The organism is Acinetobacter sp. SWAC5, from assembly GCF_003419885.1.
GTDB lineage: Bacteria > Pseudomonadota > Gammaproteobacteria > Pseudomonadales > Moraxellaceae > Acinetobacter > Acinetobacter cumulans.
In genome coordinates this window covers 1-15855 of sequence record NZ_QUWR01000012.1, presented here as the reverse complement: position 1 = coordinate 15855, position 15855 = coordinate 1, and the positions used below count along the sequence as shown (strand labels likewise).

At 39.6% G+C, this 15855-nt stretch carries 18 protein-coding genes; 12 read left to right on the top strand and 6 right to left on the bottom strand.

The window, feature by feature from the left end; all coding sequences use genetic code 11:
• The first annotated feature begins 28 nt into the window (after positions 1-28).
• Positions 29-3211 (top strand): hypothetical protein, encoded by a 3183-nt coding sequence (locus DYI81_RS10080; protein WP_033917407.1) that lies wholly within the window; start codon positions 29-31, stop codon positions 3209-3211.
• 122 nt (positions 3212-3333) lie between these two features.
• Positions 3334-6126: a type IV secretion protein DotL gene (locus tag DYI81_RS10075; RefSeq protein ID WP_117007471.1), complete on the top strand. Its 2793-nt coding sequence runs from the start codon at positions 3334-3336 to the stop codon at positions 6124-6126.
• Between the two features lie 29 nt (positions 6127-6155).
• Here DYI81_RS10075 and DYI81_RS10070 read toward each other — a convergent pair whose 3' ends face one another.
• Positions 6156-6353, bottom strand: coding sequence for a hypothetical protein (locus DYI81_RS10070; protein ID WP_117007470.1), 198 nt, complete (start codon positions 6351-6353; stop codon positions 6156-6158).
• A 409-nt stretch (positions 6354-6762) separates the two neighbouring features.
• On the opposite strand from DYI81_RS10070, the gene DYI81_RS17940 reads away from it, so the two are divergent.
• From DYI81_RS17940 to DYI81_RS10030, 10 genes are all read left to right on the top strand, one after another.
• Positions 6763-6936 (top strand): hypothetical protein, encoded by a 174-nt coding sequence (locus DYI81_RS17940; RefSeq protein ID WP_162900306.1) that lies wholly within the window; start codon positions 6763-6765, stop codon positions 6934-6936.
• An 86-nt stretch (positions 6937-7022) separates the two neighbouring features.
• Entirely contained in the window at positions 7023-8111 is a 1089-nt protein-coding gene (locus DYI81_RS10065) for a DUF6685 family protein (protein WP_117007469.1), read from the top strand.
• Positions 8112-8123: 12 nt separating this feature from the next.
• Positions 8124-8630, top strand: a complete 507-nt coding sequence (locus tag DYI81_RS10060) for a hypothetical protein (protein WP_033917403.1) — start codon at positions 8124-8126, stop codon at positions 8628-8630.
• Positions 8623-9165: a hypothetical protein gene (locus DYI81_RS10055; RefSeq protein WP_005005928.1), complete on the top strand. Its 543-nt coding sequence runs from the start codon at positions 8623-8625 to the stop codon at positions 9163-9165. The genes DYI81_RS10060 and DYI81_RS10055 overlap by 8 nt, the downstream gene beginning before the upstream one ends.
• On the top strand, positions 9162-9533 hold the full coding sequence (locus DYI81_RS10050) for a hypothetical protein (RefSeq protein WP_005005929.1): 372 nt from the start codon (positions 9162-9164) through the stop codon (positions 9531-9533). The genes DYI81_RS10055 and DYI81_RS10050 overlap by 4 nt, the downstream gene beginning before the upstream one ends.
• Positions 9534-9542: 9 nt before the next feature.
• Complete coding sequence (locus DYI81_RS10045; protein ID WP_000145713.1) at positions 9543-9962, top strand: hypothetical protein; 420 nt, start codon at positions 9543-9545, stop codon at positions 9960-9962.
• A 5-nt stretch (positions 9963-9967) separates the two neighbouring features.
• The gene (locus tag DYI81_RS10040) at positions 9968-10420 is read left to right on the top strand and encodes a hypothetical protein (protein WP_005005931.1); all 453 of its coding nucleotides are present in this window, start codon (positions 9968-9970) and stop codon (positions 10418-10420) included.
• A 102-nt stretch (positions 10421-10522) separates the two neighbouring features.
• A complete protein-coding gene (locus DYI81_RS17935; protein WP_005005933.1) occupies positions 10523-10684 on the top strand; it encodes a hypothetical protein in 162 nt (53 codons plus the stop codon).
• Between the two features lie 12 nt (positions 10685-10696).
• Entirely contained in the window at positions 10697-11206 is a 510-nt protein-coding gene (locus DYI81_RS10035; protein ID WP_005005975.1) for a hypothetical protein, read from the top strand.
• Positions 11207-11344: 138 nt separating this feature from the next.
• Positions 11345-12331 carry a hypothetical protein gene (locus tag DYI81_RS10030; protein ID WP_117007468.1) on the top strand — a complete coding sequence of 329 codons (987 nt, stop codon included), beginning with the start codon at positions 11345-11347 and terminating at the stop codon, positions 12329-12331.
• Between the two features lie 55 nt (positions 12332-12386).
• Here the strand turns inward: DYI81_RS10030 and DYI81_RS10025 are convergent, their stop codons facing one another.
• From DYI81_RS10025 to DYI81_RS10005, 5 genes are all read right to left on the bottom strand, one after another.
• Positions 12387-12764 carry a hypothetical protein gene (locus DYI81_RS10025; protein ID WP_087554358.1) on the bottom strand — a complete coding sequence of 126 codons (378 nt, stop codon included), beginning with the start codon at positions 12762-12764 and terminating at the stop codon, positions 12387-12389.
• Positions 12765-12777: 13 nt separating this feature from the next.
• On the bottom strand, positions 12778-13092 hold the full coding sequence (locus DYI81_RS10020) for a hypothetical protein (RefSeq protein ID WP_024160774.1): 315 nt from the start codon (positions 13090-13092) through the stop codon (positions 12778-12780).
• 531 nt (positions 13093-13623) lie between these two features.
• On the bottom strand, positions 13624-14574 hold the full coding sequence (locus DYI81_RS10015) for a hypothetical protein (protein WP_005005981.1): 951 nt from the start codon (positions 14572-14574) through the stop codon (positions 13624-13626).
• An 11-nt stretch (positions 14575-14585) separates the two neighbouring features.
• The gene (locus DYI81_RS10010; RefSeq protein WP_005005983.1) at positions 14586-15056 is read right to left on the bottom strand and encodes a hypothetical protein; all 471 of its coding nucleotides are present in this window, start codon (positions 15054-15056) and stop codon (positions 14586-14588) included.
• A gap of 65 nt (positions 15057-15121) precedes the next feature.
• The gene (locus DYI81_RS10005; protein ID WP_005005986.1) at positions 15122-15529 is read right to left on the bottom strand and encodes a hypothetical protein; all 408 of its coding nucleotides are present in this window, start codon (positions 15527-15529) and stop codon (positions 15122-15124) included.
• Positions 15530-15855 lie beyond the last annotated feature (326 nt).

Here is a 15855-nt window from a genome sequence, read left to right as displayed (position 1 = left end):
ACGTAGAAAGGTGAATAAAGGTGTTTAAATGAGTAAGAAGAAAGCTGAGAAGTCTGGTTATAAAAAGACTGGTTACTCCAAGATTGAAATTATATTGATGTTATTCCTACAAAGCATGAAAGCTGACGTAGAGGATTATTGCGATTTAGAAACAGTATCGGACGAACATACGTTTGTCACAAAAACTGGTGCAATGATTACGATCATCGAATACAAGGGGATTAAGAGTTTAATTAGTGGTGATGCATTCAGCCGTCAAATTGGTTTGATGACGAGCAACATGCGTAACTACTTCAAAGACCGTGGACATACGATTCATCTAGCGTTCAAAGTAGACCATGAGACGCCATACGCGATTCATGACTTGAATGCCATGCAAAAGGCGACCACGGCGCGTTGTGCGATGAATCTAGACATCATCATTGATGAAATGACAGAAACCATTTCAGGCGGTGTATTTAACGAAAGCTGTTATATCGCTTTAATCTCTGAGCCAACCTTACTATCGCCAATCGATAAGGCTCAAGACTCAAAAAACCGTAAAAAGCTACTGTCGCAAATTACAATGCCAAGTACGGTCAATGCTCAAGACATGCTTAAATCATCGGACAGCTTATACGTACACCATGAGTCTTTTGTCTCACAATTCTTAAACTCACTCTCAACTGAAGAATTTCCAGCAATCTATGAAGTATTGAATGTTGTTGAAGCTGGTCTAGCGATTAAAAAACAAATTGCCTCACATTCAACTTCAGATGACTTCACCTTGTCTGTGCCGATGCTGAATACACGCTTACCGATGCGTTGGAAAGAAATACCATCAGAACATGATGCGTCACACGTTTTGTATCAACCGATCTCAGAACAACTCATGACGAATGCGATCTTACCTGGTACAAGTCAAGGTTCATTCTATCCAGTGGGAAGTGTTATCACTGACGGCGTTGTATATGCTCCATTGATGGTAGATATATATCCAGCGAAGACGAATACGTTTGAAACGCTATTCCGCTTATTACACCAGGCCAAAACGCACGACACTAGCGGTAACATCCGTTCTATCCCATATGCGGTGAGTTACTGTATTACTGGTGATGGTATGGCTGGAACCATGATGAAACGCACGTTATCAAGCGTTATTCACTTTATGACGGCACAAAACAAAGCCATTCGTAATGCTGGTAACATTTTGATGGCCACTAAAAATGACCTAGATCAAGTAGACACTGTTGCTGGTCTGCAAATGACCATGATGACATGGGCACCAAATACCGAAGATGGTGTAAACATTCTTGTAGGACGGCGCCAAAAGCTTTGGAAGAGTTTTGAAGCGTGGGGCGGTGCAAAAGTCATGGAACAGGCTGGCGATCCTATTTTGACTTGGGCATCACATATACCGGGCTTGATGGTACGTAATCACGCACCTATTTCACCAGCACCGTTGTTTGATGTGTTCTACATGTTACCGCTGACACGTATTAACTCACCATTCCATAAAGGGCATCAGCTCAACAAAACCTTAGACGGTAAACTGATTATTCTTGATTCGTTCTCAAATGAAGTGACTGTATGGACGACTATTAACATTGGTAAACCGGGTACGGGTAAATCGGTCACAATGAACAAAGGCATGCTTGAGGACATCATGATGCCTGGTAACGAGCGTATCCCGTTGACCTATATTGTCGATGTGGGTGAGTCAAGCCGTGGGTTAGTAGAAACAGTGCAAGATTCATTGCCTGAAGAGCTACGTCACTATGCCATCTATAAGCGTATTAAAAACTCAAAAGAAGAAGCGATTAATCCGCTTGAATTCAGTATGGGCTTACGCTACCCGTTAAACTACGAAATGCGTCAAATGACAGCGTTTTTAAGTTCATTGGTAACACCGCCTGAATTGAAAGGGCAACCAGCCAAAAATACTTCTGACGTTATTGGTGCGGTCCTACGCCGTACATTCTATTTTGCTGATGATACGAATGCTGATCATAAAGCACGTAAGTACATGCGCTTTGCAGATCCAGAACTAGATCGCATCATGGAAAAACACGGACTGATTGAGCCACATTCTGAACAAGGTAAGGATATTTCTTATTACGCTCTACGTGACCTTTTCCATTCTTTGAATGAGATCCGTGGACGCACGTTGGCACACCGTTACGCAATGCCGACTATTGGCGATATGATTGAAACCCTTTCTGATTCATCAATTTTAGATGTTTGGAGTGATGTTCATATTGATAATGAACGAGCACTGGACTTTTTGGCGCATCAGATTATGGCTGCACAAAATACCTATCCAGCATTCTTCTATCACACTAACTTTGACATCGGTAACGCTCGTGTAGCTTCTATCGACTTAAACGAAGTTGCGACATCATCAGATCCTAAAACTACATCGCTATTCTTCCAGATTGTACGGATGTTCATTAAACGTAAGTTCGCCGTGAGCCGTGACGATATTCCAAAATTCCCACAAGCTTATCGTGAATATGCAACCCAACTGATTAATGAGCTTCTTGAAGACCGCAAAATTATGTCTTATGACGAATTGCACGTTGCGAAAGGCGATCCAATCCTATTAGAAGAATTGGCTGAAGACGCACGTACATTGCGTAAATGGGGTGCTCGTCTTAACTTGGCATCTCACAAAGTAGAAGACTTTAAAGACTTGGTGGGCTTTGCTACGGCGTATGTGATTGTCGATCCTGGTACACGCGAATCTCGTGAAGCTATTCGTGACAGCATCGGTCTAACTCAACTAGAAATGGATGCGCTTGGTTCAGGTAACGTAGGTTTCTCAGATCAAGGCTTAACGTACTTCAGTAAAATTAAACTCGAAAAAATGGAATGTTCGGGCTTATATACCGTTTCACTTGGTCCAATCCTTTTATGGTCACTCAGTACACATCCCGATGAACGTGCGCTCCGTAACTACACGTATGACCTTATCGGTGAACGTGGTAAGGCGTTGAAGGTCCTTGCACAATTCTATCCAAAAGGTGCGAAGAATCAGATTAAGACACGGCGTACCATGATTGAGAAAAATGCCAAAAATAAAGGCACGGACTTTGATGAAAACAAAGCAACTGCTTCAGTGATTTCTACCATGGCACAAGAGATGGTTGTTGAATATCAACGCTATGAACTTGAGCAAAACATGAAGAAAAAATTACTGAACCAACGTAAGTCTGAAGCTGTTTCTTCTTAACTCCAATCAGCTACATAGATTTGCGTTAATTGGTATATACATTGAAGTGCTTGGATATGGGTAAGGTCGTTAAACAACGACTTTGCCTATTATCCTGAAGATAAAAGAGTAGGTCGCAAAGTATGGCTTCTACACAAAAATACGGCACACAAACAAAGTTCAGACCTAGTTCGCTTAAGCGTGATACACGATCAGGCTTAGAGAAAATCCATTTAAAACTTACAGCGCCAGACGGCGCTAATTATTTGGTTGGCGTTCTTGGTGCTATTGCAGTTATTTTGTTTGTTGTTCCGTTTGGCGGTGAGATATTTATAGGGATCGCGTATTACCTATTAAAACGCTACACACATCCGAATGATTACTTTTTTGAGTGGCCATTCCGTGCGCCGTTGCATTCAAACTCACTGGATGCGTCAACTGACATTACATCACGCGTAAAAGATGACGTACTGGACAATCCAAAAGCCTTTTTGGAATACGCACGTACCAATCGCGATAAGCTACAAGGTGAGGGTGTGACTTACCTTGGTCGTTGCCGTGAAACTGGTCTACCTGTTTATGCATCCAACTCCGATGACCGTACACATCAAATTGTGTTAGGTACTACGGGTTCGGGTAAAACAGAATACATGCTAGGTAACTGTGCCAACCAGTACGTACAAAACTCAGGTTATATCTTTGTAGACGCAAAAGGTGATACCAAGGCTCAACAAGACCACTATCGTTTATGTAACCGCTTTGGGCGTAATGAGGATCTATTAACGATCAACTTCATTACCTCAGGTCGTAACATGCTACGTGCACAAACCGACAAGATGACCAACTCAATGAACCAAATGAGCAACACCAGCTCAGGGATGTTGATTGAATTCTTGATCAACTTGCTTGATGACTCAGGCGGTGGCGGTGGTGACATGTGGAAAGGTCGTGCGATGGCCTTTATCGCTGCACTTACACGAGTTTTGGTCTATCTACGTGACAATGGCTTCATTCAGCTTTCACCAAAAGTATTCACGCAATACATGGAACTTGAAGCACTTGAAGAATTGGTATTTTGTCATAACGATAAATACGGGATTGACTTTGAACGTGTGGCTGAACAGCTTCAAGGCTACCTCGTTTCATTACCTGGTTATTCAAGCAACCCTAAAAAGTTAAAGAAACAAGAAACCAAAACCCGTGAGCAACACGGTTATATCACCATGCAGTTAACCAAGGCGATTAACGACTTGACGTTTAACTATGGTCACATCTTTGGTGTAGAGCATGGCGGTGATATTGATATTTTTGACGTTGTACTTAACCGCCGTATCTTAACTGTGCCATTACCAGCTCTTGAGCGTTCACCAGACTCACTCAAAATGCTCGGAAAATTAATCATTGGCTCAATTAAACAAATGATGGCTGGTTCCCTTGGTAACAAAATGGAAGGTTTACGCCGTGCCATTATTGACGCACGACCAACCAACGCCTCTACTTCATTTAAGCTATTTTTGGACGAATGGGGCTACATCGTTATTGTCGGTGCTTCGGTTTTACCAGCTCAGGCACGTTCGCTTAACTTCTCTATTACGTTCGGTGCTCAAACATTTGAAGATATTGAACGTGGATCTAAAGAGGAAGCAGCTGCTACATGGGGTAACACGACCGTTAAAGCCATTGGACGTACTACTTCGGGTGCTGAAAGTACAACATACAAATTGGTTGATGGTTTTGCTGGTGAAGAGTGGCAAGGTAAAGTTAACTCAATCAATATGTATCAAGGTCTAGTATTCAACCGTTCGGTACCACAAACAGAAGTCCAGTTCGCCAAAGAAAAACGTGTGACAATTGAACAAATTGCCGGACAGCACAACGGCGAATTTACCTTGCTCATATCAACTAAAGGGGAAGGTGGTAAAACTTCAGACGTTAAAATCGTATCAATGTTGGCGTTCTATGTGGCTGATACTCAACCCAAGTACTTACGCTTAAATGACCTTTGCCCAATCTTCAATATCCAAAAATCTGAAATCTACGATCCTACTTTAAAAATTGAAGACTTCATTCATGAGATTGAGGAAAAACACACGCTACTGACAGACAACAATTCATCTGCCAATGTCACGGCGCTTGGTGATTTTGAGATCTGCAGAAAGCTCAATAACACCTTGTACGAAAACAACAACACGGTAAAAGACTTTACTCAAGATTTTGTACATCAGATTCTTGAAGCAAGACGTCTTGAATCCATCACACCTGAAGGGATGGCACCTGGTCAAAGAACAGTAATGTCTTCGTCCACGGCGAAAGGTGAAATCTCCAAAGAACAAAAACACCGTGAAAGTATTGTTTCAGCACAAAAAGAAGCAAACATTAAAGACCAGATTATTGAGAAGCGAAAACAGTTCCAGTACTTCGGTAAAGATTCTGACATTTCACCTCAAGTACAAGCTGGTGCTTACAACAATGCGGATCTTGATGCTGAATTTAATATCTATGGTGAACGTATAAGCGAACCTGAACAGGCTCAACAGGAAAGTGATGTTGAAACTGTGACTCGCGCCGTTATCACACCAATGAACCTAGACAGCTACTATGATGAATTGAAAGAGATCCTAACAGGATATGACTTAACCGTTGCGCCAATTACTGAATATCAGCTTGTTCAGATGCCACGCCATGTAAAACCTGAAGATCAGACACAATACATTGCGGAAAACAAAGCCAGTCTTGATCAAGCCATCTCACATAGCACTCAAAATGAAATGGAATTCGTAGAACAACAGTATGCAGCTAAGTTTGAAAAAGCTTTGATGAAAAACCCGTTCTCGCACGAATGCGTTACTTTTGAAAAATTGTTGGTGATACTTGGTTCAAAAGGTTCTTCAGCTTCATTACGATCAGGCATTACAATCAAAAAAAAGGATGACTAAACGCATCCATGTAGAAGACATAAGGCTGGTTATCCAGCCTTTAGTTTTTTTTGGGTGAGCTGTTTGTACTTAATACGCCTTAATTCATCACTCGGCATGTATTGGGCTATTTCATATTCGCTCTTATACGGCGTTTCATTGAATATGGCCAATAACAACAACTGCGACAGCGGAATGGCTTCAGGCACTATCATTTCGAGTAAGCGAAACTTTTCAGACGCATTCACATCAAATGCAACCAATAGCGCCGTATATGGAATGTGGCGATCTGCAAGTGATAAATCGGGGTAAATAGGTTGGTCCTAGTGCTAACGTTTGAAAGTCATACATATTCAAGCAAGAGATAGCTTTAGGTACATTGGATAGGTTCACGGCGTAAGATTCAATGTTTGAACACATATTGGCATCCAGTTTGGTTTTAACCCTAGTTTAGATGCATTTTAATATAACAACTTAGTTTTAACGTGCGTATTCTTAAACATAACTAAACCACTTCTTAAAACCTTATTTTGTTTTAGGCTTAATCGGTATATACCATTTCATAAAAAGTTTAATGAACTGTGTTTTACCCTTTACAATCCTTAATACATCAATTAAATTGCCCTTAAATCACATCCAATATACAGGATATAGGCAATGACTAAAGAACAGCTAGACGACTTACAAACACTTGGAATGACTGACTATAAAACACGTTTACACGTTAAAGGTGTGCGAATTGTTGAAGTGCAACAGTACTCAAAGTCTGTCGATAACAACGCCGTACAACCACTTGCAACTAATACCACTCAACCGCAATTCTTAAATTAATTTTCCAAAAAAATACTTATAAGCACTTTCTGTATTAATATATCTTTATTAGTTTTAATAAAGCATTAATCAATGGAGTGCTTAAAATGTTAGACACTTTACTTTCGGTATTTTCAGCAAAACATAAGCTTTATAAGAATCTCAAGTTAAAACCCTTTATTGATACCCGTTTAGTCAATTCTGACAGCATCGCCATGACCGATGTTTTCCCTTTTCATCAAATCAAAGATTCTCTTTGTATGACTGGTATATCTCCTACTAATTTTGTACCAGGCAAAAACATTGTTTTGAATCCACATGCCAAAGATAACGATTCCATCAGCTACCTTGGTCAAGATACGCAAAATCATAAGCCGTTCTACATCTCTACCTTTGCTGAAGAATTGGCTGAAGTATTTAACCCGATTTTTTCAGAAACCATTCATCTTGAAACACCATGCTTACTTGACCTATCTGAAATTGGGGGCTTCTCAAATTCCAAGTCGGATTTAAGCCAGTACCGTAGCATTGATGATTTTGTAAAAAACGCATGCCCTGATTACATTAGTGATGTGAGTATGGAAAATTTAGAACGAATGTTGTTATGGCCAGAAATCCGTTTATTAAACTCTCCAGATACAACCACTGATCATTTTTTTATCTATGGCTGGAGTCCTAAGATTTTTGTTCAAAATGCTGGTGGATCACATCACATGGCTGCTGCACATTACTTGGCTAAGAAACTGAGCCAATGTGTGCCGATTCAAGGCAAAGTAAGTTTGAATCTAATCTCAAGTAAAGCACTTCAAAACTTTGATTCAAAATACGCTGCGTTCGCCGTTCCAGATGATGCATTGATTGATATGGGGAATGATTTATCAGAATCAGGGCTTGAATATCAGCTGGTGTTTTTCCGTGAACGTGAAGTTAATTTTATCTTCTTCAAAAAGAATGATCAGAATGCCCGTGTTATTTCGCTATTCAACAATCTGTATGCTTCATTGAATGGTGCATTAAAGTCAGCGGTTCAAGCGCAATTCAAAAATGAAGCACTACTCACCATCATGAGTGCTAACCTCTCTGATACATCAGAAGATCAATTCTTTAGCACACGACCTCACTTGGCTGAGATCTACAATCACGTTCAAAACGAAATTTGTTTGAGTGGTCCTAAACCGACTAGCCCGACAATCTAAGGGGTAGGGAATATGGATCACCAATCATCAACTACACCACATGCACTCATTCTCGGTCTGACACTTGAACAGGCCATTTCTGTTTTAGCAAAGAAACCCGTTGATGCTACCCACTACAACTATCTTGAAGATGACGAGTACAACACCTACGTCATGATGAAACCTGAGTGGACTAGCCTCAACAAACACGCCTACCTACATGTAGATGGCTTAACCCATGAGCGTAAATGGATGTTTATGCCGAATGCTTTAGGTGAGTACAACTTGATAGAGGGCTGTATTGACCTGTTTGAACTTAACCAGGCCATCGAACAGCAATATCTTGTGTTTGAACAATTCCTGAATAGCCACGGCACACCGTTCCGCAAAGTTGGTGAGAAGTTTTCTTTTGTCACTCAACTTCTCTTTGATGCATGGGTGATAGATCCAGAACGTGCGATTCAAAAACTTCATGAGATGAAGGAAACAAAAATCTCATTACAAGTGCCTTTGCTTCATGGGGATAGTCAGCATGATTGATACGCAAAATACTAATGAAAACATTGCTTCAGAAATTGAAGCTCGTAGCGCTTTTGAAAATAGATACGGCGTGGTCGGTAGTCTGTTGGCCAGTGGCAATTATTCTTCTTGGGTGCATCAGGCGAAATGGGAAGCTTTTCGTGATGGTTGGATGCAAAGTGAAGTAGAAACTAAAAAATCTATCTATCAAATGCAAACACCAGCCATCAGCGATGACCAATTGGAAGTGGAAAAATTACTGCAGTTGCTCGATGACTTTTGGAATAAGAAATGGGGCGATTGGAAATCATCTGCAGATATGGTGGCGCAAGGTGAGGCAAATGCCTATGAACATGCGAGAGGATTGCTTGAAACGGCGATAAAACAAGATGAAGCCACATGCCAGTGGTTACGCAATCAATTGGCAACGATTCAAACTGAATTGGATGCTTTTATCACATTCGTTAATGAACACCTTGTTTACCATGAAAGTGATGGTCCAGATTTAATGTCGAAGATCCAGAAGCTCAAACATTTGATAAAGGTTAAACCATGATTACGGTTCAAATAGAGATGTGTGGCTTTGGGATTAAACGGCGTTGGGAGTTTGGAGATCCGCGCCGTGCGCCAATTACAGTTTTAGAAATGGGCTTCATTAAGGTTTGTAAAATGCGTGGTGATAGCAAACTGGTTGAGTTCATGAGGGGTTATGCAGACGACAAAGAATTCAACTGGCATCCCAAAGTTCGCATTGCACGTAGAAAAGCAGAACGTAAAGCCTATTCGTACTATGACAACCACTACAAACAGCAGATTAGAGAACTTTTCGATCGCCAAAATGTAGACCGTCAAAAACAATATGAATTGGAACGCCAAAACAAAGCGTTATTGGCTGTTATTGAACTTAAAAAAGAACAATCGTAGGTATATACCATGACGGGAATTGAATATTTTCAGAAGTATGGCTGGAGTCACGCCGTCCAGTCCGTTAGTCGAATTCCAAGTGAATACAACGAATATTCACCAGATCTCAAAACTGTTGTTGTAAACGGCAACTTTCGTTATGCGATGGCTGCGGAAATCAGCAAAAAGAAAACTGAAGTCTATGTTACTGAGCTCAAACAAATCATTGAGAGTGAAAAGCTACTAGAAGACTTCTTTAACTTGAATCTGGTTGGTATAGAAAAAGGCTTAAGTAATGCTAAGCGTGAAATGCAAGACATGGAAGAACAGGGGATTGTTGAATTCAACCATCGTTTTGATGACGACCTGACTTGCACCACGGAACGCATGAAACTTGCCATCGCTCAAATAGACCATCTTTATCAAAACAACATTACAAAAAGTGAGTAATGCCCATGTTAGAAATGTTCCAAAATCAAACCATGCGATATATCTCTATTGCCATTGGCGTGATTAGTATCTTTATATTCCTATACCTACTTAAACTCGGTGAGGGGCTTGTCATTAGCCTTATGGTTGCTGTGTTCATATGTGGTTTGAGTTTATTCAAACTGAAAAACTACTATGAAAAAAATAACCCATACATCAATGCAGAACACCTTGCTTGGCTGTATGGTGAATTGCAAGAATATGACCAGGATCTATTCACAACTGTCAGCAATCTGACCAAGAGTACTGGACGTTTAGAATTGAGCCAGCTTAAATCAATCCGTAACCGCTATGCTTCTTCCATGAACGAAACTCAACTACAAGCATTGGCCAGTGAACATACTGAAGAAAGCAAATATCGCTTAGACCAGTACAACTACTCAATTTATGTGATGGATGAAATCATTAATCAATATTAATGGCTGTAATCTAATGGTGAGAAATATGAGTCAGCAAAAACAAATTAAGCAAAAAGTGAAGCTTTTAAATATATCCCCTCTATCCGCTTTTTTTGGATTTTAATGTCTGAACTCTCAGTCGTTTATGCGTTTTATTCGCCCTTATATGATGAATTATCGGGTGCCAACCTGATCATCATTCTTCATGCAATCTCTATTAACATCGCCGTGTTATATATCTGCTATACGCGGTATCAAATGTATAAAGAGCTACAAAACTATTGAAAGGTTTATAAAATGAACACAACTCTACCTATTCTTATTCATAGCGTTATTGGTGGTATTGGTGAACATCCAGATGCTAAAAAACGAAGCTTAGGATACGGCGCTATCATGCTGTATATACCGATTGAACATATGGTCGGTTCAGGTGTACTTAAGCTGATGATTGATGTGAATACACTGTCGATCTATGCGTCTGAAAATCCTAATTACCTAAAACAACCACATACCATCAATGAAGCTTCTCACTTGTGGAATGCATTGCGCTTTGACAGTGCTTCTAAAGCCAGTCGGAAGGTCATTCATGATAATGGGTATGTTGAGTGTTTGTTTTCCATTCCTATGAAGGTTCTTGAGCCATTTATGGGTGCTGAATTGATTCAAAACGAATTAGGACTTCCATACATGGCCATCGATCAAAGTGACAAGTCGAAATGCATGCCGATTTGGTATGATGTCAGTAAATCGACCAATCAATTTATTGATGGCAACTACAACGATTATCCTGGTGTGCAGCCAACTTAAATTTTTAAGAAAAGTTTTTAGCTTTGATGATTTGTTAATTATTTATATCGACCACATTGGCGATGATGAAGAGAACAGACTCAATATGGCCCGTTTAATGGGCCACATTTATTTTTATAGATTAGGGATGCTAACTGCGTGAAAACAAAAATCATTTTAAACATCATTTTGTGGACCTTAACCGTCCTAACTTGTTATGCGTGGATTGCCTTTACGTTTATTGAACCAGTTGGCTACACCATGACTTTTCTTGTTATTTTAATATTGATGACAGTAGTGCTCAGCTGGTGCTTGGCAACACCTTATATTAAGACCAAAGACCGAACCAAGCGACTAGACGAAAACTTTAAGCTACTTATGCTCTCTGTTGCTGTTGTTCCACTCCTAATGTTTCTACTGTCATATGGTTTTATATGGTGTTTCAAAACGCTAGAAAAGAAACAGTTCAACCATGACCATATTGCTGCGATGGTACCGGGTAGTAACTTCAATCAACTACAAAAGTTTGCCAAGGAAAACTACAACGCGCCACTTGTGTTAGGTGACTTTAACGAAAGTTGGGCTTTAACTTCCTTAGATATACCGCAAGCTTCTCCAGCTTCATTAAGATCTAGTACAGGATATTGCCTGGTGAATATGTCTAAAACCAGCATGAACACCATGTATAAAGAAGCAAAAACCGATGTAAGCTACAACGATTGGGAAATGCTGATATTAGCGCACGAGTTATCTCACTGTTTAGATCGTGCGACCGATGTGCCTGGTGAACTTGGCCAGCCACTTAAAGCATTAAATTCAATTGCGCCGTCTGATCGGTCCAAAGTAAAGATGGATGATGTATCTACCTTTGTAACGGCTGAAAGTAGCGGTAAAACGCAACTATGGCGAGAATCTTATGCGGATCTGTTTGCGGTAGGTTTTATGTCACTTGATCCAAAATACGATACTGCAGCGTTAAGAGAAAGCCTGATTAAATTACGTGAAAAACGTAAGGCACAAGATCCAACCCATAATTCGGTGTTTTGGTTGCAGTATTCTAAGAGTCAGCCTTTCCCACAAAAAGGTTCGGATGTTTATTCTTGGGCAAATAACATCAGAATTAAAGCGCCGTGCGAGTTGAAATAACTTGTCTTCAGACAAATTAAAAGCCCGAATTTCGGGCATCTTTTATACCAGCTAATTAACAATAAAAGCCAGGGCTTATAGTTGGTGCAGACATATCATCATAGATGCAATCTATACTGACTGCAGGTTTATCAATGTGGCTAAATAAGCTTGGATTGACCAATTGATTTGTTAGCTTAGATCTTTCCACACTAAAGCCAACCAGTTCAACTTCACAATCACACACGTAATGGAATTTTGCCTTACCGTGCAACACAAAAACATTAGGTGACTTCTCATACATCTTGAAGTACTCGGCTTGAGTTTGTGACAATGGAACCTCCAGCACCACAAAGCCATTTGGTACGACAAAAACTGCAGATCCATCTTTTACTGAGTAAACGATGGCTTGAACATCAGAAGCACGTTCAAAACCCACACTTTTTTTTATCATTTAGATTACCTTTTTATTTTGTAATATTCGCCTCGAGCGCAGCGTTTCGTACATCAGCTAGGTTTAACCAATGGCGGTGCTCAGCTTTAGTTTTTTCAATTTTGTGTGGTGTTCTTGGGTATTCCCAACTCCAGTAATGCTTTTTATAAATCTCCTTATCTTTCACAAGATACGCCTGTATAGATTGACTATCCTCATTAGTTGCATAGCCAACGCCAAAGTAAATATCTAAACCTTGCTTTAGTGCAGTTTGATAATCGGCTTCAAATTGAATAACAAGGGATTCAATCCTAGCTTCATGAGAAAAGATACTAGATAGTTTTAACATCACACGGCTCCAAGTTTAAGGCAATATGCCTCGAGATAAAACCATTATAACGGTCAAAATCCACTAAATTAGTTTATTTAAAAAAATTTCATTAAAGTTAAACCCTTGAAGATTAAAACATACGGCGAAAAACTTAGGTTTTTTATTCAATATTAATCAGACTTACTCAAATTTAGTCTAGATGAACTGGTATTTTTAAAATTAAGGCTGCTTCGCGTTCCCATTTGTGAACAGATTCTCATTTTTGAGAATGAATTATATTTCATTTTTTGACTGACACTGGAACAATTAGCCATAGACGAGTAGGGGGTGGGTAAAGCCATATACCACATTTAAGAAATAACGCCGTAGTGGTGTTAATTCATTGTTAATTGAATATGGTTTGAATTAAGGCTTGATGGAAATGCATTAGTAGAATTATGGGTGCTGAATTATCAAAATTAAGTTTTGGATTATTTTAATCAATTAAAAAAACATCGTTTGCGTTTATAAAGCCAGCAGTTGATCAATTAGCTGATCAACGCAAGGGTATTAACCTTTTTTATGGTTTAAATACTTTTGAGTACGTTCTAATAATTTCGGGATGGTTTTTTCTGCTTCTTCTTGGGTGAGATGCAAACCATAAAATTTATTAGTTGTTCCGTAGCTTTCATTAAGTACTGAATAGGGAATATATAAGGTGTACATGTCTTGTTCTACTGAGTACAACGTGATGAAGTCAGTCGTATATGAAAACTTGCCATTTTCGCTCTCTAGCTTGATTTGTTGGTGTTTAACGAGCTTGAGTGGTGAAATGCAGTCACCGCCATAGATCGCAACTGTGCCACGCTCTTTGTACAGCTTAATGAGTTTTTTGGTGCATTTTAACGGCTTGCCGTGTTTGTCCAATTTTGGTTGGTTGCGAACAAAGATGTTATAGCGAAGATTCGAGTCACCAAGCATCCCGCTTGTTGTTTCACTGATGGTCAATTGGCGTTTAGACTTCTTATAAAACTCTAATAAGCGTTGCTGTAAATTGAACCGTGAAACACCGCATTCGATGTCAAAATCTAGACTTTTAAAAGCGTTTTTATTACTGTTGTTTCCAAAGTAACAAACTGCATCGTTAAACATTTGCGTTAAGTTTGCAAAAATTAAGAGAAAGTCGTTTTGTGGGTACGGACGTTTTTGATACATGCACCCAAACTCACTGTCTGACAACTTATAAAAATAGGTGCGAACGCCAGTATAACTGCAAAGTGAATCATAAATGCGTGTGCCTTTAATTTGAATCTGAGTAACATAGCTAGATGAAAATTCAGGGGTAGCCCAAAGCATAGGGCTGAACAGGATGTCCTTCACTAATCCATTGTCGTATGCACGGTCGCCAACGCGACTTTTTTGGTTAATGCGGTCGTTTTGGGTGTAAACATGGATGTTCTTCAGCTCCAACGTTTCACGTTTGAACACGGTCTTTTCAGCGGTAGCAGTAGCGGTCGTCATGGTGAAGTTCCTTATCGGCTTAAATACGTGTGTGCAAAAATTGCTTGCATGGTTTTAAAAATTTGGTCTGTTTCAAAGTAGTCAGAAATTTGCTCTTGGAATGGGCTTTGATGGTTGCGAACCAACGTGCGAATCGCAGAACTATTTAAGGTGTCTGAGTTGGTAAAACCATTTTTTAGTACTTTGATCTCAAAATATGGGCTAGTGGATGCAATCACACTGACAATAATGTTGCCGTCTTGGTCTGTCTTAACTGACAAATCAGCAATTGGGCTTAGCTCATGGCGTAAAAAATACATATTGTCGGGGTTATAGATTGCTTTAAATCTGATTCCGTCTTGGCATATAGCGCAAAACAATTCATTCACCGACTCAGCAGTAAAGATCGCCCCAAACGTCACAACAACAGGCCCGACATTTTTTTGCTGTTTTTCATCATGTTTGATGGTTAGCTCGCAATGCGCTGTAATTAGGTTTTGCATGGTTTATATCCTCAAATGTGATTCAGTGGCATACGCACGTTATCCGTGCGTATGGGTGAATTGAATTAAGAAAGTTCGCGTGACCAACAATCTTCTATACGGTCGTATGCGTAGCCGTTTTGAGCCATTAACGTGCAAATGTCTTCAAGGTTTTTGCCAAAGATATTTACTGAGGTAACTTGGTCGAGTACTGATGTATGACCAAAGTTTTCTTTTAATGTTGCAACGTAGATTTCAACATCCATGAAGAAGAAATTTGTTTTATCAGCCAATGTCGGCATGTGCTGTTGAAATTGAAGTTGAGCATAGTCACTATCCGCTTGAAGATCCGCAAGGGTTAAATCACAGTTGTTGTCGATGTAATCTGAGATTTCATCAAACAATGTTTCCATGTGAGCACCGCTAAAAGTTTTAGGGAAACCGATGTATAAAGTGCCTTGTAACTGTACTGATTGAGCGTTTAAATTTGACATGCTGTTCACTCCAAGTTTTAAGCTTTCTGCTTTTGATAGTTTCATTTTATTGGAAAACACAACCTGGCAAACTTTTCTCGAAAAATAAGATTTTCAATCTTTTTTTAATCAATTAAAAAACATCGCTTGCGTACTAATATGATTTTTCTATTAGCCGTATCGCCGTAATGCATTAAGAATAATTTAACGAGCAATTAGTTAGGGTCTGTTGACATTTTCTGTTCAAAAAAATAGCGAGAAAGTAAAATTTAATCGCCAAACCAAATTTACTTCTCGCTATGCCTCGTACAATGCTGAATGATCAACACTGGTCTAAGTTACTTTCT

Excerpts from the sequence above, each read along its gene's own strand:
- DYI81_RS10080 (WP_033917407.1), top strand. The coding sequence starts at position 29 with ATGAGTAAGAAGAAAGCTGAGAAGTCTGGTTATAAAAAGACTGGTTAC.
- DYI81_RS10075 (WP_117007471.1), top strand. The coding sequence starts at position 3,334 with ATGGCTTCTACACAAAAATACGGCACACAAACAAAGTTCAGACCTAGT.
- DYI81_RS17940 (WP_162900306.1), top strand. The coding sequence starts at position 6,763 with ATGACTAAAGAACAGCTAGACGACTTACAAACACTTGGAATGACTGAC.
- DYI81_RS10065 (WP_117007469.1), top strand. The coding sequence starts at position 7,023 with ATGTTAGACACTTTACTTTCGGTATTTTCAGCAAAACATAAGCTTTAT.
- DYI81_RS10060 (WP_033917403.1), top strand. The coding sequence starts at position 8,124 with ATGGATCACCAATCATCAACTACACCACATGCACTCATTCTCGGTCTG.
- DYI81_RS10055 (WP_005005928.1), top strand. The coding sequence starts at position 8,623 with ATGATTGATACGCAAAATACTAATGAAAACATTGCTTCAGAAATTGAA.
- DYI81_RS10050 (WP_005005929.1), top strand. The coding sequence starts at position 9,162 with ATGATTACGGTTCAAATAGAGATGTGTGGCTTTGGGATTAAACGGCGT.
- DYI81_RS10045 (WP_000145713.1), top strand. The coding sequence starts at position 9,543 with ATGACGGGAATTGAATATTTTCAGAAGTATGGCTGGAGTCACGCCGTC.
- DYI81_RS10040 (WP_005005931.1), top strand. The coding sequence starts at position 9,968 with ATGTTAGAAATGTTCCAAAATCAAACCATGCGATATATCTCTATTGCC.
- DYI81_RS17935 (WP_005005933.1), top strand. The coding sequence starts at position 10,523 with ATGTCTGAACTCTCAGTCGTTTATGCGTTTTATTCGCCCTTATATGAT.
- DYI81_RS10035 (WP_005005975.1), top strand. The coding sequence starts at position 10,697 with ATGAACACAACTCTACCTATTCTTATTCATAGCGTTATTGGTGGTATT.
- DYI81_RS10025 (WP_087554358.1), bottom strand. The coding sequence starts at position 12,764 with ATGATAAAAAAAAGTGTGGGTTTTGAACGTGCTTCTGATGTTCAAGCC.
- DYI81_RS10020 (WP_024160774.1), bottom strand. The coding sequence starts at position 13,092 with ATGTTAAAACTATCTAGTATCTTTTCTCATGAAGCTAGGATTGAATCC.
- DYI81_RS10015 (WP_005005981.1), bottom strand. The coding sequence starts at position 14,574 with ATGACGACCGCTACTGCTACCGCTGAAAAGACCGTGTTCAAACGTGAA.
- DYI81_RS10010 (WP_005005983.1), bottom strand. The coding sequence starts at position 15,056 with ATGCAAAACCTAATTACAGCGCATTGCGAGCTAACCATCAAACATGAT.
- DYI81_RS10005 (WP_005005986.1), bottom strand. The coding sequence starts at position 15,529 with ATGTCAAATTTAAACGCTCAATCAGTACAGTTACAAGGCACTTTATAC.